Origin of the sequence: Streptomyces sp. NBC_01335 (genome assembly GCF_035953295.1) — a bacterium.
Taxonomy (GTDB): domain Bacteria; phylum Actinomycetota; class Actinomycetes; order Streptomycetales; family Streptomycetaceae; genus Streptomyces.
In genome coordinates this window covers 5,353,625-5,373,792 of sequence record NZ_CP108370.1, presented here as the reverse complement: position 1 = coordinate 5,373,792, position 20,168 = coordinate 5,353,625, and the positions used below count along the sequence as shown (strand labels likewise).

The window sequence follows — 20,168 nt, the reverse complement described above, 5'->3', positions numbered from 1 at the left end:
CCGTTCGGACCAGATACCGGAGCAACGGGAGTGGTGGCCTCTTCGAAGAAGCCACCACCCCCGCGGACGATCGGGCGGGCCGGTGAGGAAGGCTCACCGGCGCCGCTTCATGAGCCGGGGCTCAGGACTCCTTGTTGATCAAGGAGTTGATCTCCTCGTCGGCCGCCTTGGTGGCGTCGGCGACCGACTTGCCCTTGATGATGTCGAGCAGCATGATCTCGAGCGTTTCCTTCTTCTCGATCGCGGTCCAGCCGGGGGCGATCGGGGTGAACCAGGCGTCCGGCACGGCGTTGGCGATGGCCGCGGTCTCGGGCTTGGCCTTCAGGGGCTCCAGCTGCTTGGTGTTGTTGGGAAGGATGTTCTTCGAGGCCAGAACCTCTTCGGACTTCCCGCTGGTGAAGAGCGAGATCCACTCCTCGCCGAGGTCCTGGATCTTGGACTTGGAGATGGTGGCGAGGTCGGAGCCGCCGATGAAGGACGGGAGGGCCTTGCCGTTCGGGCCGGGCATGCCCGCGGTGCCGATCTTGTCCTTCAGCTTCGGGTTGCCGTTGGCGGCGGAGTCGGTGACGCTGCCCGCCTCCCAGCCGTTGCCGTAGAGGAGAGCGGTCTTCTCGTTGGCCATGACGTTGGCGTGGTCCGCCTCGTCCTTGGTCTTGTCGCCGTGGTTGTACTTGTTGACCAGGTCGACGAAGTCCTGGATGCCCTTCTGGGCCTCCGGGGTGGAGAGGGTGGCCTTCCACTCCTTGCTGCCCTCGTCGTACTTGGCGATCTGACCGCCCTCGGCGGCGACGTAGGACATCGCGGCGTACCAGTAGCGGCCCGGCAGGTAGAGCGGCGAGAACGCCTTGTCCTTGCCGTACTTCGCGCCGACCTTGTCGAGCGCGGCGGTCAGCTCGTCCTGGGTGGTGGGCAGGACGTCCGAGCCGGTGCCGGCCTTGAACATGTCCTTGTTGTAGATCGCGACGCGGGCGCCGGCGTAGTAGGGCACGCAGTACTGCTTGCCCTCGAAGGCGCAGGTGTCCTTCAGGCCCTTGATCCAGGTGTCCGAGTTCTCGTACTTCTTCGGGTCGATCTCGCCGAGCGCCCCGTTGAGGATGTACGTCATGGTCTCGGTGTTGCCGAGCTCGACCACGTCCGGGAACTTGTCACCGGCCAGCGAGGCGTCGAGCTTCTTGGTCTTGTCCGCCCAGGTCTGGTACTGGACATTGACCTTGACGTTCGGGTACTTGGCCGCAAACTGCTTGTTGACGTCCGCGACGAGCTCGGGCCAGGTGCTCTGGGCGTCCGACATCAGCCAGACAGTGAGGGTTTCCTTGCGGTCCTTGGGGTCCTGCGACGACGCCTTGTCGTCGTCCGAGCCACATGCCGCGATCGAGATCATCATGCCCGCGACACCAATGGCCGCGATGAGCTTGCGCTTCACGTCAAACCCTCCTCAGGGATGCTGCAACCCCGCCCACCGCGAAGACATTCGACGAGTACTGCTGGGGCTGGACCTGGTCTTAAATGGTTTAGACCAGCAACGGGAGCTTGGCCTAGACCTTTAGGGGTGTCAAGGGTGTATAAGAAGTGCACTCGCGTCCGTTATAGGACCGACACCTAGGGGCTTTTGATCGAAAGCGCCCACACCTGGATCGCCTGTGGGACGGCGGGCCGACGACACGGCCCGATGGGGAGGTCGACGCCCCCTCGGCCGGGCCGTGCCACCATGTGAGCCGCGAAGTACGGAGGAGCCGGTGACGGCAGCACAGCAATCGGAGAGAGGGACCATGAGCGCCGGTGAGGGCAGCCCCGCAGGCGGCACGGGGGCGGGGGTACGCACCGCGCGCGTACCGAAGTACTACCGGCTCAAGCGCCATCTCCTCGACATGACGGACACCATGCCGCCCGGCACCCCGGTACCCCCGGAGCGCACCCTTGCGGCCGAGTTCGACACCTCCCGCACCACGGTGCGCCAGGCGCTCCAAGAGCTGGTCGTCGAGGGCCGGCTCGAACGCATCCAGGGCAAGGGCACCTTCGTCGCCAAGCCGAAGGTCTCCCAGACGCTCCAACTGACCTCGTACACCGAGGACATGCGGGCCCAGGGCCTCGAACCCACCTCCCAGCTGCTGGACATCGGCTACGTGACCGCGGACCAGGCGCTGGCCGGGCTGCTGGACATCGCGACCGGCGGGCGGGTGCTGCGCATCGAGCGGCTGCGGCTCGCCAGCGGGGAGCCGATGGCGATCGAGACCACCCATCTTTCGGCCAAACGCTTTCCCGCGCTGCGCCGTTCACTGGTGAAGTACACCTCGCTCTACACCGCGCTGGCGGAGGTGTACGACGTCCGGCTCGCGGAGGCCGAGGAGACGATCGAGACCTCGCTCGCCACCCCGCGCGAGGCCGGGCTGCTCGGCACGGACGTGGGCCTGCCCATGCTGATGCTCTCCCGGCACTCCGTCGACGGGCGGGGCGAGCCGGTGGAGTGGGTGCGCTCGGTCTACCGGGGCGACCGGTACAAGTTCGTGGCCCGGCTCAGGCGGCCGCTCGACTGAGCCGATCCGGCCACGGCCCGCCCGCATCGCTTCATACTGCACGCATTTCTCGTACCGCCCGTCGCGCCCCAACGGCCCGTGCGCGCCGCCGAGAGAGACTCATGGCGATCATTTTCAGCCAAGCATGAACCAAAACCGTTCTTCCTCCGTGCCGTTGACGGAAACAGTCCCGTCGCCGGGAAGTCATACGGCCGGTGCGCCCGGCCGGGGCACCGGCCGGACCCACCGGCGACCCGCGAGGAACGGAGTCAGTCCATGCCAGAAGTGCCAGAGCCCACCCCGCCCCCGACGGTGACACCGGCGCGGGTGGTGATCGCGATATGCCTCGCCGCTCCGTTCGTGGCGCTGCTCTGGGTCGGTTCGTACGCCAAGGTCGACCCGACCTTCATCGGTATCCCGTTCTTCTACTGGTACCAGATGCTCTGGGTGATCGTCTCGACCGGGCTGACCATGCTCGCGTACACGCTGTGGAAGCGTGACCAGCGCTCCCGCAAGGGGGGTGTCTCCGCATGAAGGACGGCGTGAACGGCGTCGCACTCGGCGTCTTCATCTTCTTCTTCCTGGCGGTCACCGTCGTCGGCTTCATGGCCGCCCGCTGGCGCCGCGCCGACAACGAGCTGAGTCTGGACGAATGGGGCCTGGGCGGCCGGTCGTTCGGGACCTGGGTGACCTGGTTCCTGCTGGGCGGAGACCTGTACACCGCGTACACCTTCGTCGCCGTCCCGGCCGCGATCTACGGCGCGGGGGCCTCGGGCTTCTTCGCCGTTCCGTACACGATCCTGGTGTACCCGCTGATCTTCACCTTCCTGCCGCGGCTCTGGTCCGTGTCGCACAAGCACGGGTACGTCACCACCTCCGACTTCGTCCGGGGCCGCTTCGGCTCCAAGGGCCTGTCGCTGGCGGTCGCGCTCACCGGCATCCTCGCCACGATGCCGTACATCGCCCTGCAGCTCGTCGGCATCCAGGCCGTACTGGACGTCATGGGGGTCGGCGGCGGCGAGGACACCAACTGGTTCGTGAAGGACCTCCCGCTGCTGATCGCGTTCGCGGTGCTCGCCGCGTACACCTACTCCTCGGGCCTGCGCGCGCCCGCGCTGATCGCGTTCGTCAAGGACGGGCTGATCTACCTGGTCATCGCGGTGGCGATCATCTACATCCCGATCAAGCTGGGCGGCTTCGACGACATCTTCGCCGGGGCGAGCGCGAAGTTCTCCGCGGCCAACGAGGCGGCGGGCAAACCGGTCGCCGGGGTCGTGCCCGGAGTCTCCGGCCAATGGGGTTACGCCACACTGGCGTTGGGCTCGGCGCTGGCGCTCTTCATGTACCCGCACTCGATCACGGCGACGCTCTCCAGCCGCAGCCGTGAGGTGATCCGCCGCAACACCACCATCCTGCCGCTGTATTCGCTGATGCTCGGGCTGCTGGCCCTGCTCGGCTTCATGGCCATCGCGGCCGGGGTCAAGGTGGCCAACGGCCAGCTGGCCATCCCGCAGCTCTTCGAGAACATGTTCCCGGACTGGTTCGCCGGGGTGGCCTTCGCCGCCATCGGGATCGGCGCGCTGGTCCCCGCGGCCATCATGTCCATCGCCGCCGCGAACCTCTTCACCCGGAACATCTACAAGGAGTTCCTGAAGCCGGACGCGACGCCCGAGCAGGAGACGAAGGTCTCCAAGCTGGTCTCGCTCCTGGTGAAGGTCGGCGCGCTGGTCTTCGTGCTCACCATGGACAAGACGGTGGCCATCAACTTCCAGCTGCTGGGCGGGATCTGGATCCTCCAGACGATGCCGGCGCTGGTGGGCGGGCTCTTCACCCGGTGGTTCCACCGCTGGGCGCTCATCGCGGGCTGGGCGGTCGGCATGCTGTACGGCACCCTGGCCGCGTACGGCGTGGCCTCCCCGACCCAGAAGCACTTCGGCGGCTCGTCGAAGGAGATCCCGGGCATCGGCGAGATCGGTTACATCGGTCTCACGGCCTTCGTGCTGAACGTCGTGGTGGTGGTCGTGGTGACCTTCGCCCTCAACGCGCTCAAGGCCCCGGCGGGCATCGACGAGACCTCGCCGGAGGACTACACCGCGGACGTCGGCGACAAGGGCGTGCAGGCGGAGCTGCCGCCGGCCGTCGTGGGGGCGCCGGGCGGCCACTGACCCGCCTGCCGTACCCACGGGCGAACCGTCCGCCGGGCCGTCGCGTCCTCCCCCGGTGGGAGGGGCGGCGGCCCGGTGGCGTACCCGCCCCGCGACCGGACCGCCGGACCCGTACGGAAGGATGTGCTCATGACATCTCACACCCGGCTGCGCGGCCTGTGGCCCGCCCTGCTGGTCCTCACCCTCGTCGGCTGCGGCACCGAGCACGCCGGCGCGGGCGGCGCGTCCGCCGACGTACCGGACCACGCCGAACTTGAGGCGCGTGCGACGGCACTCCAGACCCGGGCCGACCACGTGTACGTCACCGAGGTGGCCGGATACACCCTGGCGACGCAGTCGGTGGGCGTGCTCGGCGACGACGGTTTCGGCAGCTCCTACACCGACAAGAACGGGCACGTGATCCAACTCGGCGTGGAGCGCGCCGACTACTCCCCCGCCGACTGCAACAAGAAGCCGGTGGCCGACGGCTCGGCCGGCTACACCGTCTGCGAACGCGAGGGCGAGGGCTGGTACAGCGCGACCGCCCTCGGCCACTCCTACGCCCGCACCGAGGGAGACGTCTCCGTGACGGTCAGCGCCGAACTCCCCGCCGTGGACCGCGCCACCCTCCGCAAGGCGGCCGAAGCGGCCCATCCGGCGGACGACGCCGAGCTCGACAAGGTCCTCCCGCCCCTCGGCCAGGCTCCCGGCTCGCAGCCGATCCAGCGCGGCGACCTCCCGCCGGAGGGCGACGGGGCCCCGGACAACGAGGTGGGCGCGAGCGGTTGATCCTTTTCCTGGACCGCCCTGTCCGCCCGCCCGCGCGGCGGCGCAGAATGACGTTCATGGACCTGACGATCAGAGAGGCCGAGCCGGAGGAGTACGCGCTCCTCGGTGAGATCACGGCCCAGGCGTACCTCGGTGACGGGCTGTTGGGCGGAGGCGAGGACGATCCTTATCTCGCCAGGTTGCGGGACGTGGCAGGCCGGGCCGCCGTGGCGGACATACTGCTGGCCGCGGACGACACCGGCACCGTGCTCGGCGGAGTCACCTACGCCCCGCCCGGCAGCCCCATGTGCGACGTCGCGGCGGCGGACGAGGCGGAGTTCCGGATGCTCGCGGTGGGCAGGGCGGGGCGCGGCCGGGGAGCCGGGGAAGCGCTCGTACGGGCGTGCGTGGCGCGGGCCCGCGCCACCGACGGGGTCACCGGGCTCGCCCTGTCGACGCAGCCCGCCATGGCCGGGGCGCACCGGATCTACCACCGGCTCGGCTTCGCCCGCACCCCGGAACGCGACTGGCGGCCGGTGCCGGACCTGACGCTGCTCACCTACCGGCTGGACCTGGGCAGCGGCGGCTGAGAGACACCGGCCGAAGCCTCGCGTCAGGCCCGGAACGCGTGCCGCAGGAGCCCGGCGAACTCGGCCGGGTGCGTGACCGGGCCGAGGTGCCCGGGCATCGGGCCGGTCGTGAGGGTCCTCCTTCTCGGGGGGCGGGCCAGTGCTCCAGGAGGGTGTTTCCCCGAGTTCCCCGTACCACCCCGCACCCTCCCGCGTACCGGAGCACCGCCCCGCACCGCCACAACATGTGGGGCGTTCTCGCGGTCCGGCCACCACATGTATGCTCGTCTCGCTGTCGTCGCAGGGGAATCCGGTGCGAATCCGGAACTGTCCCGCAACGGTATGAACCGCGCGTTTCGCGCCCTTCGAGTCCGGCCACCTGCCGACAGCGCGTCCGGCTCACCCGAACCGGACGCCCGTACGTCCGGGCCTCGCGGATGGGCCGGTGGACGCCGTGTGCGGTGCTGCCCGTCTCCAGGTGGCGCGCCCCCGCGGCCCTCACCTCCCCCCGCCGGTCCAGAGCCGAGCGAGGGAGAGCACCACCGTGACCATCGCGCCCGCCGATCCGGCGTCCGTGCCCGCAGCCACCGCAGCGACCGAGCCCGTCGACGGCCCCGGGACCGCGCTGCTGCGCACCCTGACCGCCCTCACCGCGGACCTGCCGGACACCGACCCGGGGAGGGTCGCCGCCGCCGCGCTGCGGGGCCGCAGCGCGCACGCCGACGAGGCGGAGCTGCTGACCCTGGCCACCGAGTCGGCCGCCGGCCTGATCGCGGAGGACCCGGCCTACTCGCGGCTCGCCGCCCGGCTGCTCACCCGCACCATCGCCGCCGAGGCGGCCGGTGAGGGCGCGGTGTCGTTCTCCGCGTCGGTCGCCGTCGGCCACCGGGAGGGCCTGATCGCGGACCGTACGGCCGCGTTCGTGGCGCTGCACGCCGAGCGGCTGGACGCGCTGGTCGACGAGGCGTTCGCGGACGGCGCCGACGACCGGTTCGGCTACTTCGGGCTGCGCACCCTCTACAGCCGCTACCTGCTGCGCCACCCGCTGACCCGTCAGGTGGTGGAGGTTCCGCAGCACTTCATGCTGCGGGTCGCGGCCGGGCTCGCCGAGGACGACTCGGCACGCGCGGTGGACGAGGTCGCGGCGCTCTACGGGCTGATGAGCCGGCTGGACTACCTGCCCTCCTCCCCCACGCTCTTCAACTCGGGCACCCGCCACCCGCAGATGTCCTCCTGCTACCTGCTGGACTCCCCGCTGGACGAGCTGGACTCGATCTACGGCCGCTACCACGAGGTGGCGCGGCTCTCGAAGCACGCGGGCGGCATCGGTCTGTCGTTCTCGCGCATCCGTTCGCGCGGTTCGCTGATCCGGGGCACCAACGGGCTCTCCAACGGCATCGTGCCGTTCATGAAGACGCTGGACGCCTCCGTCGCGGCCGTCAACCAGGGCGGCCGGCGCAAGGGTGCCGCCGCGGTCTACCTGGAGACCTGGCACGCGGACATCGAGGAGTTCCTGGAGCTGCGCGACAACACCGGTGAGGACCAGCGGCGTACGCACAACCTCAACCTGGCGCACTGGATCCCCGACGAGTTCATGCGCCGGGTCGACGCCGACTCCGCCTGGTCGCTCTTCTCGCCCGCCGACGTGCCCGAGCTGGTCGACCTGTGGGGCGACGCGTTCGACACCGCCTACCGGGCCGCCGAGGCGAAGGGCCTGGCCCGCCGGACGATCCCGGCCCGCGAGCTGTACGGCCGGATGATGCGCACCCTGGCGCAGACCGGCCAGGGCTGGATGACGTTCAAGGACGCCTCCAACCGCACCGCGAACCAGACCGCCGAGCCGGGCCGGGTCGTGCACTCCTCGAACCTCTGCACGGAGATCCTGGAGGTCACCGAGGACGGCGAGACCGCCGTCTGCAACCTCGGCTCGGTCAACCTGGGCGCCTTCGTGGCGGACGGGGCGATCGACTGGGAGCGGCTGGACGCCACCGTGCGGACCGCCGTGACCTTCCTGGACCGCGTCGTCGACATCAACTTCTACCCGACCGAGCAGTCCGGCCGGTCCAACGCCCGCTGGCGGCCGGTGGGTCTGGGCGCGATGGGTCTGCAGGACGTCTTCTTCCAGCTGCGGCTGCCGTTCGACTCCGCGGAGGCCCGCGAGCTCTCCACCCGTATCTCGGAGCGGATCATGCTCGCCGCGTACGAGGCCTCCTGCGACCTCGCCGAGAAGTCCGGCCCGCTGCCCGCGTGGAGCGAGACCCGGGCCGCGCGCGGGGTGCTGCACCCGGACCACTACGACACGGCTCCCGCCTGGCCGGAGCGGTGGGAGGCGCTGCGCGCCCGGATCGCGAAGACCGGGATGCGCAACTCGCTGCTGCTCGCCATCGCGCCGACCGCGACCATCGCCTCGATCGCCGGGGTGTACGAGTGCATCGAGCCGCAGGTCTCCAACCTCTTCAAGCGCGAGACGCTCAGCGGTGAGTTCCTCCAGGTCAACGCGTACCTGGTGGACGAGCTGAAGCGGCTCGGCGTGTGGGACGCGCGGACCCGTGAGGCGCTGCGCGACGCGAGCGGCTCGGTGCAGGGCTTCGGCTGGATCCCGGCGGACGTGCGCGCGCTGTACCGGACCGCGTGGGAGATCCCGCAGCGCGGCCTGATCGACATGGCGGCGGCCCGTACGCCGTACCTCGACCAGAGCCAGTCGCTGAACCTGTTCCTGGAGACGCCGACCATCGGGAAGCTCTCCTCGATGTACGCGTACGCCTGGAAGCAGGGACTGAAGACGACGTACTACCTGCGTTCGCGCCCGGCGACCCGGATCGCCCGTGCCGCCTCCGGCACCGCGAAGGCCGCCGCCCCCGCCCCCGCCACCGTCCCCGTGCAGCAGGCGTACTCCGACGCGGAGGCCCTCGCCTGCTCCCTCGAAAACCCCGAGTCCTGCGAGGCCTGCCAGTAATGAGCACCACAGACCCCACCGCCGCGAAGAACCTGCTCGACCCGGGCTTCGAACTGACCCTGCGCCCCATGCGGTACCCGGACTTCTACGAGCGCTACCGGGACGCGATCAAGAACACCTGGACCGTGGAGGAGGTCGACCTCCACTCCGACGTGGCCGACCTCGCCAAGCTGTCGCCGGGCGAGCAGCACATGATCGGCCGGCTGGTGGCGTTCTTCGCCACGGGCGACTCGATCGTCTCGAACAACCTCGTGCTGACGCTGTACAAGCACATCAACTCCCCCGAGGCGCGGCTGTACCTGTCGCGGCAGCTGTTCGAGGAGGCCGTGCACGTCCAGTTCTATCTGACGCTGCTCGACACCTACCTGCCCGATCCGGACGACCGTGCCGCCGCGTTCGACGCGGTGGAGGAGATCCCGTCGATCCGCGAGAAGGCGCAGTTCTGCTTCCGCTGGATGGACTCGGTCGAGAAGATCGAGCGGCTGGAGACCAAGGCCGACCGGCGCCGGTTCCTGCTGAACCTGATCTGCTTCGCGGCCTGCATCGAGGGGCTGTTCTTCTACGGCGCGTTCGCGTACGTCTACTGGTTCCGCTCGCGCGGTCTGCTGCACGGCCTCGCCACGGGCACCAACTGGGTGTTCCGGGACGAGACGATGCACATGAACTTCGCCTTCGAGGTCGTGGACACCGTCCGCAAGGAGGAGCCGGAGCTCTTCGACGACGAACTCCGGCAGCAGGTCACCGACATGCTGAAGGAGGCCGTGGAGGCGGAGCTCCAGTTCGGCCGTGACCTGTGCGGCGAGGGCCTGCCGGGCATGAACACCGAGTCGATGCGCCAGTACCTGGAGTGCGTCGCCGACCAGCGGCTCACCCGGCTGGGCTTCCCGGCGCTGTACGGCTCCGAGAACCCGTTCTCGTTCATGGAGCTCCAGGGCGTGCAGGAGCTGACGAACTTCTTCGAGCGGCGCCCGTCCGCGTACCAGGTCGCGGTGGAGGGCACGGTCGGCTTCGACGACGACTTCTAGGAACCCGATCGGTCGGGCGGAACGGCGGCGGGCACTCCCGGAAGGGGGTGCCCGCCGCCGTGTGTCAGCTCTCCGCCGAGGAGCGCACCTCGGCGATACGGGCACGGGCCGGTTCCGCTCCCGGCGGTGCCCAGAGCGCGGTGACCTCGCCGTGCAGCGGTCCCGCGTCGCCCTTGGCCTCCTCGGCGTCGCCTCTCAGTGCCCGGACCACCCGCAGGGTCCAGCTTCCGGGCCCCGCAGGATCCGCCAGCAGGACGTCGGTGCCGTACATCCCGCTCCGCACGGCTTCGACGACCGCATCCTCGGGAATGTCGTCCCCCATGAACCGGCTGTGCACGGTCGGGTCGGGGGTGTCCGTCTCGCTCTGCGCCTGCGGTTCGGCGCGGCCGTGCAGCAGGGCGAGGAGCCGGTCGGTCAGCACGGTGTCACGGGCCCCGTCGTAGACCCAGCGCGTGCCCAGCACCCCGTGTTCGCTGGTGCCGATGAGGGCGGCCTCGGCGCCGTCGAGCGGGGCGCCCCGATAGGTGAGGGGCACGTGGTACGGGACCGGGCGGCCCGCCGAGACGTCGGTGACCACCATGAACTCGATGCCCACCTCGCCCTCCGGGTCGTCGAGCCGGAAGCCGCCTGCCTTCGCCAGTTCGGGCGAGCCGCCGCCCGCGTACCAGGGCTGGGACGGCAGCCAGCCGGCGAGCAGTTCGAGCTTGCCCGGGTTCATGGTCGTGTGGTGGATGAAAGCCATGTTCTCTCTTCGTCCGTGGCTGGACCGGTCATGGGGAGTCCCGGTCGCGCGGGTCCGTCCGCCCTGCCGGGGCTCTCCATGATCGCGCGTACCGCCCCGTTCGCGCGGGCGGCGCGGCCCGCCGTCAGACCCGCGCCCAGGACCGGAGGTGCCCGGTCGGCGCGGTGCGCCGGGGAGGGGCGGCCACCGGCGCCGGCGGGTCGGTGCGGCGGGCTTCTTCCGCCGCGCGCAGCTCGCGGGAGATGCGGCGCTCCCGGGCGAGTCCGAGGAGGGCGGGGAGCAGGACGAGGGCGGCGAGGACGGTGACACCGAGGACGTTCAGGAGTGTGTTCATGGCTCCACTCTGACCGCCGGGAACCCGTCCCGGCAGTGGCAGGACTGTCACCAACCATCGAATTACTGCCACACTCCTGGCACACTGCCCTCATGCTGAAAAACGTCGCCGCCCTGCTGCTGGACGAGGTGCACCCCTTCGAACTCGGCGTCCTGTGCGAGGTGTTCGGCCTCGACCGCAGCGACGAGGGCCTGCCGGTGCACGATTTCGCGGTGGTGTCGGCGGAGGGCCCGGCGCTGCGCACCCACGCCGGTTTCACCCTCACCACCCCGCACGGCCTCGAACGGCTGGAGGAGGCCGACCTCGTCGCCGTACCGGCCGGCAGCCACTTCATCGCCCGGGAGTACCCGGACGAGGTCCTGGACGCGCTGCGCCGGGCGGTGGACCGTGGCGCACGGGTGCTGAGCGTCTGCTCCGGAGCGTTCGTCCTCGGGGCGGCGGGGCTGCTGGACGGCCGCCGCTGCACCACGCACTGGCGGCACTCCGACGAACTCGCCCGGCGCTTCCCGCGCGCCCGGGTGGAGCCGGACGTGCTCTACGTCGACGAGGGCCAGGTGATCACCTCGGCCGGGACGGCGGCCGGTATCGACGCCTGCCTGCACCTGGTGCGCCAGGAGTTCGGCCAGGACGTCGCCAACGCCATCGCCCGCCGGATGGTGGTCCCCCCGCACCGGGACGGCGGCCAGGCGCAGTACGTGAAGCGCCCGCTGCCGCGCACCCGTTGCGACACCGTCGGGGACACCCTGGCGTGGATGGAGAACCACCTCGACCAGGAGATGACCGTCGACCAGCTCGCGGCCCTCGCCCACATGTCGCCCCGCACCTACGCGCGCCGCTTCCAGCAGGAGACGGGCACCACCCCCTACCGCTGGCTGCTGCGGCAGCGGGTGCTGCTCGCCCAGCACCTGCTGGAGACCTCGGACGAGACGATGGAGGCCGTCGCGGGGCAGGCCGGCTTCGGCAACGCGGCGGCCCTGCGCCACCAGTTCGTCCGTTCGCTGGGTACGACCCCGAACGCGTACCGGCGCACCTTCCGGGGCCCGTCCGAGGTGCCGGAGATGGCGTGAGACCGACGGGCGCACGGACCCGCAGCGGTACGGCGGGTCCGTGCGCGTGCGTGCGGGTGTGCGGGTGTGCGAGGCGTGCGTGCGGGCGTCGGTCAGATGCCGCAGTTGGAGGCCGACCAGAAGTGGCTCGGGCCCTGGTTGACGTGTACGTGGTCACCGTGGTCCGGGTAGCCCGGGCCGAGGATTCCGTTGAAGCCGTGGTTGCGGGCCTGGAGCGCCATGGTGCACAGCGAGTGCGCCCCGACCCCGAGGTCGACCGCGTCACCGTAGAGATGGCGGCTGCCCGAGGCGCCGCCCACCGCCGCGTTGCAGGAGGTGGAGCGGAAGCCGCTGGTGACGCGGATCGGCTGGTCGCCCAGGGCGTGCCGCAGCGCCTCCAGCTTCCACATGCTGGAGAGGGCGTTGGCCTTCGCCGTCCCGGCCGCGACCGCCCCGCCCGCCCAGGTGCTGTTGCAGGTGTTCAGCTCCGGGTACGTGAAGTGGATCGGGGTGCAGTCGTCGTCCTGGAGCGCGTAGATCTTGGCCTGGGTGGCCGGTCCTGCGATGCCGTCGGCGGTGAGGCCGTACGCGGCCTGGAAGCGCTTGACGGCGGCGGTGGTGGCGGGGCCGTACGAGCCGTCGATGGCGAGCACCGAGTTGTAGCCCGGGTATCCGGCGACCCGGATCTGGAGCTGGGTGACGTCGTTGCCGGTGGCGCCGGAGGACAGGGTGCGGGTGAAGGTGTAACAGCCGTCCGCGTGGGCGGTACCGGCCGTGAGTACGGCCCCGCCCCACGCGAGTGAGATGGTCATGACAAATCCGAGCAGGACACGCGCGGTGCGCCTGAGCATGTGGGGTGCTCCCTCTCGCGGTGGAATGTGACTCGCGGTGCGACGCGCCTCGCGGTGCGGTGTACCTCGCGGTGCGGTGCGCCTCGCGGTGCGGTGTGGGAGCGAGCCTGACGCAGCGGTCGACGCGCGTCAACTCCCCCCGGGAAGAGCCTGGTTGAGGCCGCGCACACACGAAGGGGGTCCGGCCGCCGAAGTGTTCTCCGGCGACCGGACCCCCTTACCGCCGACGCGCGGTACGGAATCAGTCGTTGGCGACGATCTCGTAGCGCGGGGTGCCCTCGGCCATCTGCTTCAGCGCGTCCTTGCGGTCCCGCTTCGACAGCCGGTCGATGTAGAGGTAGCCGTAGAGGTGGTCCGTCTCGTGCTGGAGGCAGCGCGCGAAGTAGCCGGTGCCCCGCACCTTGATCGGGTTGCCCTGCGCGTCCCGGCCGCTCACCACGGCGTAGTCCGGACGGGCCAGCTCGGCGTACGCGGTCGGGACCGACAGGCAGCCCTCGTTGGAGTCGTCCAGCACCCGGGCCTCCGGAGGCAGCTCCTCCAGGACCGGGTTGACGACGACACCCACGTGCCGCACCCCGTCGTCGTCCGGGCAGTCGTAGACGAAGACCTTCTGGTCCACGCCGATCTGGTTCGCGGCCAGGCCCACGCCCTCGGCGGTCCGCTGGCTGGCGAACATGTCGTCGATCAGCCGCGCCAGCTCGTCGCCGAACTCCGTGACGTCCTGGCACTCCTTGTGCAGGACCGGGTTGCCCACGACCGTGATCGGACGGGAGGTCCCGCGCTCGCGGTACGCCGCCTCACGCTCCTCGCAGTCCTCCGTGTCCACGACGAAACCCTCGTCGTCCACGCCGATCCGCTCGTCCGTCTCCTGCTGCGACATGTCCGCCGTACGCCTTCCTGCAAACCGTGTACCCCGAAAACCCGAAACCCGAGTCCGGGCAGATCCGCACCGTGCACATCGGTGCCGGTACAGCCTACGGGGCGACCGGGACCGGGAGCGCGGTCAGCAGACCTCTTCGAGATCCCGCCACTCGCGGCTGTCCGGGCTGTCGGCGACCCAGCCGTCCAGCAGCCCCCGCACCAGACCGGCCGGGGCCGCGAGCCCGCACTCGCGTTCGGGGACCCAGAGGCCGCCCGCCGTGCGGTGGCCCAGCGGGCCGGGGTGGCCGGGCTCGCTGTGGTCGTGCGGGTCGAGGTGCTCGCCGTCACCCTCGTCGCTCTCCATCCGGCTCTCCGAACAGGAGCGGCAGAGCAGCCGCACCGACGAGGACCAGTCCTCCGCGGCGAACCCGGCGTCCGACGCGAGCTTCTCCAGCGCGTCCCGGTCTTCCTCGGTGGCCGCCTCCAGCAGTACCACCCAGGTCGGCACCGGTGAGGGCGCCCAGAGCTCGATCTCGTCGAAGACCGGGTACGACGGGCCCGCCGCGGTCACCCGCTCCCCGTTGGGCACCCCGTCGTGCAGCACGACCTCGCCCCAGCGGCGCCCGGAGGACGGCAGCGGGATCGACAGCACCTCGATCCGGGCCGGGTCGAGCCGGCGCCCCCAGACCACCTCGGCCTCGCCCTCCGGCGACAGCCGCACCGCGGCGCTGCCCAGCTCCATGCCGGTCGGCTCGGTGGTGGCGGCGGCGCCCTGCGCCCCGGTGCCGGGCACCTTCAGCCCGTACGCCTGCCAGGCACGGCGGGCCAGCGGCCAGTCCTGGAGCGCGGTCGCGGCGATGCCGACGTTCCACCAGTCCGGCGCGCCGGACTCGCGGTCCAGCAGCGCGACGGCCCGCAGCCCCGCCGACCGCGCCTGCTCCCAGTCGTGCCGGAACTTGTGCAGCAGCGCCAGGTTGAACCAGGACTCGGAGAGCCAGGGTTCCAGGTCCGCCGCACGTGTCAGCAGCGCTCCCGCGTCCTCGTACCGGCCGTCGCCGATCAGCGTGAACGCGCGGTCCGTGGCCTGCCGCCACGAGGCGGACGGCCGATGCCGTGCCTTCCCGAAGATCCTCACGATTCCCGCCTGTCCCGACTGGACACCCTCTTCTTTCGCATCCAACCATGCCCGGCCGGACGCCCGCTCATTACCCATGGGTTACCCCGTCCGTACCCGGGGCGGGCCGCCCCTCGCCAGGACTCCGGCCAGGGCCTCGACCACCTGCGGCTGGTAGTCGCGGCCGGTGCCGATGCGCAACTGCTCCAAGGCCTCCAGAGCCCCTCCCACGCCTTCCCCGCGCAGGTCCTCGTACGCGTTGACGGTACGGACGATCCGCGCGGTGAGCGGCTGCTCCCGGTACGGGTCCGCCTGCCGTTCCACCACCACCGCCACCTTCGCGTCCACCCCGGTCTGCCGCACCACGGCCCCGCCCAGCAGCGCGATCCGGCGCTGCTCGGCGGCGGGCAGCCGGGCGGTGGCCCCGTCCGCCAGCGGATCGACGAGGGAGAGCTGGCCGATGTCGTGCATCAGCGCCGCGTACTCCAGCACGGTCAGCTCGCTGCCCGCCAGCCCCAGCTCGCGCCCGACCGCCGTGGAGAGCTCGGCGACCCGGTGGGCGTGGCCGGGCGGGGTGTACCCGGCGACCTCGGTGGCGCGGGCCAGCGAGGCGATGGTCTGCCGGTAGGTCGCGCGGACCGCCGCGTACCGGCTGAAGGAGACCTGGGTGAGGAGGAGCGGGACGCACACCACGGGCAGCGCCCACAGCCCGGCGACCGCCACCCCGAGGGCCATCACCGCGCCGGTCGCGCAGACCGCCGACCCGATGCCGGGCAGCCCGCAGAGTTCGTCGCGCAGGTGCGAGCCGTACGGGTAGCGGGTCCGCGCCGCCTCCACGAACGCGGCGAGCACCGCGTCGCACAGCGCCGTCAGCCCCAACAGCCCGACCAGGAAGGCGGCGTACGCGGGCCCCTCCCCCAACACCCCGGTGAACTGCTCGGCGTCCCGCAAGGGCTGGAAGCAGACGGCGGCGAAGGCCACCGTCAGCACCCGGCGGGCCGCCCGGTCGAGCTCGGGACCGCCGCCGCGCACCGAGCCGCGTGCCGGACGCCGCCGGACGGACGGGACTTTCGGCACCCGGCCCAGCAGCGGCACGGCGGCGAGGAGCTGGGCCGCGACGACGACGGTGATCACCTGGAGCACCCCCTGCCCGGTCGGCTCCCCGGCGCTGCGCCCGAGCAGGGCGTACGCGAGGGCCCCGGCCGCGCCGAGCGGCGCGGGTTCCCGCTCGCCGGGCACCCGTGCCCGCGCGCCCTGCCCGTGCCGGGCCACCGGTGCCAGCTCGCCGAGGGCGACGAGCGCGCCGAAGGCGAGGGCGTGGCCGGGTTCGGCGAGCCCGGACCGGAGGGTGTGGACCACGGCGACGGCCGTCAGCGCGAGGGCGGCGACGCGCAGCACGCGGACGGCGGACGGCGTCCCACCGCCGGAGGAACCGGAGAAGCCTGGAAGGCCGGAGAAACCGGAGAAGCCGGAGAACCCTGGGAAGCCGGTCACCGCTCGCTCCTTCCGTCGCCCTCGGCGGTTCGGCCCGCGCCCGCCGCTCCAGCCGCGCCCGCCGCTCCGCCGGCGACCGGCGCCTGGCCGCGCGGGGGCGGCAGCGTGGTCTCGTCCGAGGTCACCGCGACCGTCGCCGCCGACCAGCCGTACCGGTCCACGGCCCGCACCAGGGCCCGCACCATCCGGGGGTCGAACTGGCTGCCCGCGCAGCGGCGCAGCTCCGCCACGGCGGCGTCCACCGGGCGCCCGCGCCGGTAGGAGCGGTTGGAGGTCATGGCGTCGAAGGCGTCGGCGACGGCGACCACCCGGGCGAACTCGGGGATGTGGGCGCCCCGGAGCCCGTGCGGATAGCCGGTTCCGTCCAGCCGCTCGTGGTGGTGGAGGATCGCCGCCCTGGCCTCGTCGAGGAAGTCGATGCCCCGCACGATCTCGTGGCCGTACTCGGGGTGCAGTTCGATGACCCGGCGTTCCTCCGGGGTGAGCGGCCCGTCCTTGCGCAGCACCCGGGTCGGTACGCCGAGTTTGCCCACGTCGTGCAGGATGCCGGCGAAGCGGAGGGCCTCCACCCGCTCGGGCGCCATGCCGATCTCGCGGGCGATGAGGACGGACGCGCGGCCGACGCGCTCGCTGTGGCCCCGCGTGTAGGTGTCCTTGATGTCGACGGCCTGCACGAGGGCGCGGATGGTGGCCCGGTGCGCGGCGTGCTCCCGGTGGTACTGGGCGAAGACCCAGCAGGAGATGTACATCGGCAGCAGCACGAAGAGCGAGGAGAGCGGGCCGTACGGGCCACGCCACAGCACCGCCATCATCAGCCCGGCGAGCGCGTGCACGAGGTGCGGCCCCGCCGAGGAGGCGAACAGCCCGCGCCAGGCGCTCCTGACGGGGAGGTGTTCGGCCGGTATCCGGATGGCGCCGTCGAGCAGGGCGAGAACGAGGCTGAAGACGAGAGCGGCGGCGCAGGCGGGCAGCAGCACGTACGGGAAGTCGGGTGCGGCGCCCCGCTGCCCGCCCGGCCCGTGCGGACCGCCCAGCGCGCCGGCGCCGGCGAGCGCCCCGTAGACCGAGGAGGCCGCCCAGACGGTGACCGCGAACTGCGCGGCCCGCCAGATCCGGCGTGCGGCGGCCGGCCGGTGCTCGACCCGGCCGGCCAGCGCTCCGGGTACGGCGACGAGCGCGGCGGCCGAGGGCGGCAGCAGGAAGGCGGCGGCGAACAGGAACGGGAAGAACGATCCGGCCCGGACGGGTACCCGCTCGCCGAAGAAGGGGCAGCGGCCGGGGAGTTCGCCCACCAGGTAGACCGCGGCCAGCAGGCCGAGGGTGCGCCAGGCCACCGGCGCCCCGCCGCTCCCGGCACCCTCCTGTCCGGTCCAGGGGACCTGGGTGAGTACGGGACCGAGGCAGCCCAGGGCGCAGACCGCCACGGCCGCGATGAACGCGCGTGCCGCGACCGGTGTTCTCCTCATGCCTGCACCCGCCCCCGCGTGGTCGATGGAGGCGTCACGCTAGCGAGTGGACGGAGCACAGGTGGCGCAACGATCCTGATTAGCGCGTTCGAGTGATGCGGCCGGGGGCCGCATGCCGAGGGCGGGGAATCAAGGCGTTGCTTCCCGGCAAGCCCTCAAAAAGGGCCGGCGTCCGCCGGATACGCCCCACAACGGCCGGGAGGCGCACCGCGTCCCGCGCGGTGCGCCTCCCTGGCGTCGTTCTGGTCGTCCCGCTATTCGGCGGTGGCCGCCGGACGGCCCGTGTCGCCCAGCGACACGTCCTGGTCCGGCACGGCCTGGCCGGAACGGATCAGGTCGATCCGTCCCATCACCTTCGAGCGCAGGTCGGTCGGGACGTCGTCCTGACCGCAGCAGCGCTTGACCAGCTTCTTCACGGCCTGCTCCAGGCCGTACTTCTCCAGGCACGGGGAGCACTCACCGAAGTGCGTCTCGAACTTGGTGCAGTCGCCCTCGGGCATCTCGTGGTCGAGGAACTCGTAGAGATGGTCGAGAACCTCTGAGCAGTCCGTCTCGTGCGGCTCTCCGCAGCTCATGAGGCCGAGCCTTTCCGATCGTCCGACTCACCGGCGCCGGCGGGAACCAGCCCGCGCTCGCGGGCGTAGTCCTCCAGCATGCCGCGCAGCTGGCGGCGTCCGCGGTGCAGTCGGGACATCACCGTACCGATGGGAGTCCCCATGATGTCCGCGATCTCCTTGTAGGCAAAGCCCTCGACGTCCGCGAGATAGACCGCTATGCGGAATTCCTCGGGGATCGCCTGGAGCGCCGACTTCACGTCGGAGTCCGGGAGGTGGTCGAGAGCCTGGGACTCGGCCGATCGCAGCCCGGTCGACATGTGCGACTCGGCCCGCGCCAGCTGCCAGTCCTCGATCTCCTCGGCGGCGCTTCGCTGGGGCTCACGCTGCTTCTTGCGGTACGAGTTGATGAAGGTATTGGTGAGAATGCGGTACATCCACGCCTTGAGGTTGGTGCCCTCGCGGAACTGGTGGAAGGAGCCGTACGCCTTCGCGTAGGTCTCCTGGACCAGGTCCTCGGCGTCCGCGGGGTTGCGCGTCATGCGCAGCGCCGCGGAGTACATCTGGTCGAGAAAGACGAGCGCGTCCCGCTCGAAACGTGCGTTCCGCTCGTCCGTCGTCTCCTCCGGGCGGCCGTCGTCGGTCCCTGTGTCGTTACCAGTGACCGGACCCACCTCCTCCAACGCTGTTGCGGGGCCGAAACCGGACCCGCTCGCCTCGGAGAATAGTCGACCTTGGTTCCTCGCGTACGGTCGATCGCTTCCGCCCGGCGCGCGCTCGGGAGTGCTCTTCGGTGCGTGGAGCACCGTCCACTCCAGATCCGCGGCGTTCGAGCGACGCGGGCAGATGGTCGAACCCATGCGACGGACTCCCTCTCCACAACCAGAAAGACGTGTGCCGGTGTACCGGAGGTGCCGGTGTACCGATCGCCTCGGCGTACCGGGCGCCGATGTACCGAACAACAGCGGCCCCTCGGCCCGCATTCCCCACGCCCGCGGGCCCCCGGCGGGGTGTGACAGGGACCACTCCCGCGAGGTGCCGGACGGCTCAGGCGGGGAGCCGGTCCAGCCAGCCGGTGACGGCGCCGGTCAGGACCTCCATCGCCTGGGCCTCCGTCAGGCCGGAGCGTTTGGCCACCGCGAAGCCGTGGTCGCCGTGCGGGACCTCGGCCATCTCGTACGTACCGGAGGGGAATTCGGCGGGGCGGCCGAAGGGGTCGTTGCCGCCCTGCACCACCAGGGTGGGGACGCCGGCGCCCAGCAGTTCGTCGGCACGCGACTTCTCGGGTCTGCCGGGCGGGTGCAGCGGGAAGCTCAGCGCGAGGACGGCGTGGGCGCCGAGCTCGGCGGCCGTGCGGCAGGCGACCCGAGCCCCGGCGCTGCGCCCGCCCGCGACGACCGGCAGGCCGGGGGCGGCCAGCTCGGGCCAGACCGCCCGCCAGCCGGTGTCCAGGGTCTTCGGGGCCGGGGCGACCTTCTTGCCCGCGACCCGCCAGGGCTGCTCCACCAGGGCGACGCTCACCCCGTGTCCGGGTGCGGCGGCGGCCAGGGCCGCCAGGTCCCGCGCCTCGATGCCGCCGCCGGCGCCGTGGCCGAGGGCCAGCACCAGCCGGGCGGCGGGCGCGGGGAACCAGGTGATCCGGGCCTCCCCCGCGGGGGTGGTGACGGTGACGGGCCGCCCGGTCCGGGCGCTTCGCTCGCTGCTCATGGGCCCCATCCTGCCGGTGCCCGG

19 protein-coding genes and 1 riboswitch are annotated in these 20,168 nt (G+C 71.5%); of the genes, 8 read left to right on the top strand and 11 right to left on the bottom strand.

Annotation, left to right across the window (positions count from 1 at the left end; translation table 11 throughout):
- Positions 1–121 precede the first annotated feature (121 nt).
- Positions 122–1,423 (bottom strand): sugar ABC transporter substrate-binding protein, encoded by a 1,302-nt coding sequence (locus OG599_RS23225; RefSeq protein WP_327177908.1) that lies wholly within the window; start codon positions 1,421–1,423, stop codon positions 122–124.
- 346 nt (positions 1,424–1,769) lie between these two features.
- Here OG599_RS23225 and OG599_RS23220 point away from each other — a divergent pair, with 346 nt between their 5' ends.
- The 7 genes from OG599_RS23220 to OG599_RS23190 all read left to right on the top strand — a co-directional run bounded on the left by OG599_RS23220 (position 1,770) and on the right by OG599_RS23190 (position 9,975).
- Positions 1,770–2,534 (top strand): GntR family transcriptional regulator, encoded by a 765-nt coding sequence (locus OG599_RS23220; RefSeq protein ID WP_327177907.1) that lies wholly within the window; start codon positions 1,770–1,772, stop codon positions 2,532–2,534.
- 255 nt (positions 2,535–2,789) lie between these two features.
- Positions 2,790–3,047, top strand: a complete 258-nt coding sequence (locus OG599_RS23215; RefSeq protein WP_327177906.1) for a DUF3311 domain-containing protein — start codon at positions 2,790–2,792, stop codon at positions 3,045–3,047.
- Positions 3,044–4,678: a monocarboxylate uptake permease MctP gene (gene mctP / locus OG599_RS23210; RefSeq protein WP_327177905.1), complete on the top strand. Its 1,635-nt coding sequence runs from the start codon at positions 3,044–3,046 to the stop codon at positions 4,676–4,678. The genes OG599_RS23215 and mctP overlap by 4 nt, the downstream gene beginning before the upstream one ends.
- Before the next feature lie 129 nt (positions 4,679–4,807).
- Positions 4,808–5,446, top strand: coding sequence for a hypothetical protein (locus tag OG599_RS23205; RefSeq protein ID WP_327177904.1), 639 nt, complete (start codon positions 4,808–4,810; stop codon positions 5,444–5,446).
- A 56-nt stretch (positions 5,447–5,502) separates the two neighbouring features.
- Complete coding sequence (locus OG599_RS23200) at positions 5,503–6,015, top strand: GNAT family N-acetyltransferase (protein ID WP_327177903.1); 513 nt, start codon at positions 5,503–5,505, stop codon at positions 6,013–6,015.
- Between the two features lie 223 nt (positions 6,016–6,238).
- Positions 6,239–6,395, top strand: a riboswitch (cobalamin riboswitch).
- Positions 6,396–6,538: 143 nt separating this feature from the next.
- Positions 6,539–8,950, top strand: a complete 2,412-nt coding sequence (locus OG599_RS23195; protein ID WP_327177902.1) for a ribonucleoside-diphosphate reductase subunit alpha — start codon at positions 6,539–6,541, stop codon at positions 8,948–8,950.
- The gene (locus tag OG599_RS23190; RefSeq protein WP_327177901.1) at positions 8,950–9,975 is read left to right on the top strand and encodes a ribonucleotide-diphosphate reductase subunit beta; all 1,026 of its coding nucleotides are present in this window, start codon (positions 8,950–8,952) and stop codon (positions 9,973–9,975) included. The genes OG599_RS23195 and OG599_RS23190 overlap by 1 nt, the downstream gene beginning before the upstream one ends.
- Positions 9,976–10,039: 64 nt before the next feature.
- On the opposite strand, the gene OG599_RS23185 is transcribed toward OG599_RS23190, so the two are convergent.
- Entirely contained in the window at positions 10,040–10,717 is a 678-nt protein-coding gene (locus tag OG599_RS23185; RefSeq protein WP_327177900.1) for a maltokinase N-terminal cap-like domain-containing protein, read from the bottom strand.
- Between the two features lie 124 nt (positions 10,718–10,841).
- Positions 10,842–11,051, bottom strand: a complete 210-nt coding sequence (locus tag OG599_RS23180) for a hypothetical protein (protein ID WP_327177899.1) — start codon at positions 11,049–11,051, stop codon at positions 10,842–10,844.
- A 92-nt stretch (positions 11,052–11,143) separates the two neighbouring features.
- Between OG599_RS23180 and OG599_RS23175 the strand changes: the two genes are divergently transcribed.
- Entirely contained in the window at positions 11,144–12,118 is a 975-nt protein-coding gene (locus OG599_RS23175) for a GlxA family transcriptional regulator (protein WP_327177898.1), read from the top strand.
- 92 nt (positions 12,119–12,210) lie between these two features.
- Here the strand turns inward: OG599_RS23175 and OG599_RS23170 are convergent, their stop codons facing one another.
- The 8 genes from OG599_RS23170 to OG599_RS23135 form a co-directional block, all read right to left on the bottom strand.
- On the bottom strand, positions 12,211–12,948 hold the full coding sequence (locus tag OG599_RS23170; RefSeq protein ID WP_327177897.1) for a D-Ala-D-Ala carboxypeptidase family metallohydrolase: 738 nt from the start codon (positions 12,946–12,948) through the stop codon (positions 12,211–12,213).
- 241 nt (positions 12,949–13,189) lie between these two features.
- Positions 13,190–13,828 carry a peptide deformylase gene (gene def / locus OG599_RS23165; RefSeq protein WP_327177896.1) on the bottom strand — a complete coding sequence of 213 codons (639 nt, stop codon included), beginning with the start codon at positions 13,826–13,828 and terminating at the stop codon, positions 13,190–13,192.
- 123 nt (positions 13,829–13,951) lie between these two features.
- Positions 13,952–14,944, bottom strand: coding sequence for a tetratricopeptide repeat protein (locus OG599_RS23160; RefSeq protein WP_327177895.1), 993 nt, complete (start codon positions 14,942–14,944; stop codon positions 13,952–13,954).
- An 81-nt stretch (positions 14,945–15,025) separates the two neighbouring features.
- Positions 15,026–16,318, bottom strand: coding sequence for an HD-GYP domain-containing protein (locus OG599_RS23155; protein ID WP_442809706.1), 1,293 nt, complete (start codon positions 16,316–16,318; stop codon positions 15,026–15,028).
- 95 nt (positions 16,319–16,413) lie between these two features.
- Entirely contained in the window at positions 16,414–17,883 is a 1,470-nt protein-coding gene (locus OG599_RS23150) for an HD-GYP domain-containing protein (RefSeq protein WP_327177894.1), read from the bottom strand.
- A 254-nt stretch (positions 17,884–18,137) separates the two neighbouring features.
- On the bottom strand, positions 18,138–18,458 hold the full coding sequence (gene rsrA, locus OG599_RS23145; RefSeq protein ID WP_266708917.1) for a mycothiol system anti-sigma-R factor: 321 nt from the start codon (positions 18,456–18,458) through the stop codon (positions 18,138–18,140).
- Entirely contained in the window at positions 18,455–19,111 is a 657-nt protein-coding gene (locus OG599_RS23140; RefSeq protein WP_266708915.1) for a sigma-70 family RNA polymerase sigma factor, read from the bottom strand. Before OG599_RS23140 ends, rsrA begins: the two co-directional genes overlap by 4 nt.
- A 373-nt stretch (positions 19,112–19,484) precedes the next feature.
- Positions 19,485–20,144 (bottom strand): alpha/beta hydrolase family protein, encoded by a 660-nt coding sequence (locus OG599_RS23135; protein WP_442809510.1) that lies wholly within the window; start codon positions 20,142–20,144, stop codon positions 19,485–19,487.
- Between the last annotated feature and the right edge of the window lie 24 nt (positions 20,145–20,168).

What these genes read in the sequence shown, in the direction of transcription:
- OG599_RS23220 (WP_327177907.1), top strand. Translation starts at nt 1,770, where the DNA reads ATGAGCGCCGGTGAGGGCAGCCCCGCAGGCGGCACGGGGGCGGGGGTA.
- OG599_RS23215 (WP_327177906.1), top strand. Translation starts at nt 2,790, where the DNA reads ATGCCAGAAGTGCCAGAGCCCACCCCGCCCCCGACGGTGACACCGGCG.
- mctP (WP_327177905.1), top strand. Translation starts at nt 3,044, where the DNA reads ATGAAGGACGGCGTGAACGGCGTCGCACTCGGCGTCTTCATCTTCTTC.
- OG599_RS23205 (WP_327177904.1), top strand. Translation starts at nt 4,808, where the DNA reads ATGACATCTCACACCCGGCTGCGCGGCCTGTGGCCCGCCCTGCTGGTC.
- OG599_RS23200 (WP_327177903.1), top strand. Translation starts at nt 5,503, where the DNA reads ATGGACCTGACGATCAGAGAGGCCGAGCCGGAGGAGTACGCGCTCCTC.
- OG599_RS23190 (WP_327177901.1), top strand. Translation starts at nt 8,950, where the DNA reads ATGAGCACCACAGACCCCACCGCCGCGAAGAACCTGCTCGACCCGGGC.
- OG599_RS23185 (WP_327177900.1), bottom strand. Translation starts at nt 10,717, where the DNA reads ATGGCTTTCATCCACCACACGACCATGAACCCGGGCAAGCTCGAACTG.
- OG599_RS23180 (WP_327177899.1), bottom strand. Translation starts at nt 11,051, where the DNA reads ATGAACACACTCCTGAACGTCCTCGGTGTCACCGTCCTCGCCGCCCTC.
- OG599_RS23175 (WP_327177898.1), top strand. Translation starts at nt 11,144, where the DNA reads ATGCTGAAAAACGTCGCCGCCCTGCTGCTGGACGAGGTGCACCCCTTC.
- OG599_RS23170 (WP_327177897.1), bottom strand. Translation starts at nt 12,948, where the DNA reads ATGCTCAGGCGCACCGCGCGTGTCCTGCTCGGATTTGTCATGACCATC.
- def (WP_327177896.1), bottom strand. Translation starts at nt 13,828, where the DNA reads ATGTCGCAGCAGGAGACGGACGAGCGGATCGGCGTGGACGACGAGGGT.
- OG599_RS23150 (WP_327177894.1), bottom strand. Translation starts at nt 17,883, where the DNA reads ATGAGGAGAACACCGGTCGCGGCACGCGCGTTCATCGCGGCCGTGGCG.
- rsrA (WP_266708917.1), bottom strand. Translation starts at nt 18,458, where the DNA reads ATGAGCTGCGGAGAGCCGCACGAGACGGACTGCTCAGAGGTTCTCGAC.
- OG599_RS23135 (WP_442809510.1), bottom strand. Translation starts at nt 20,144, where the DNA reads ATGAGCAGCGAGCGAAGCGCCCGGACCGGGCGGCCCGTCACCGTCACC.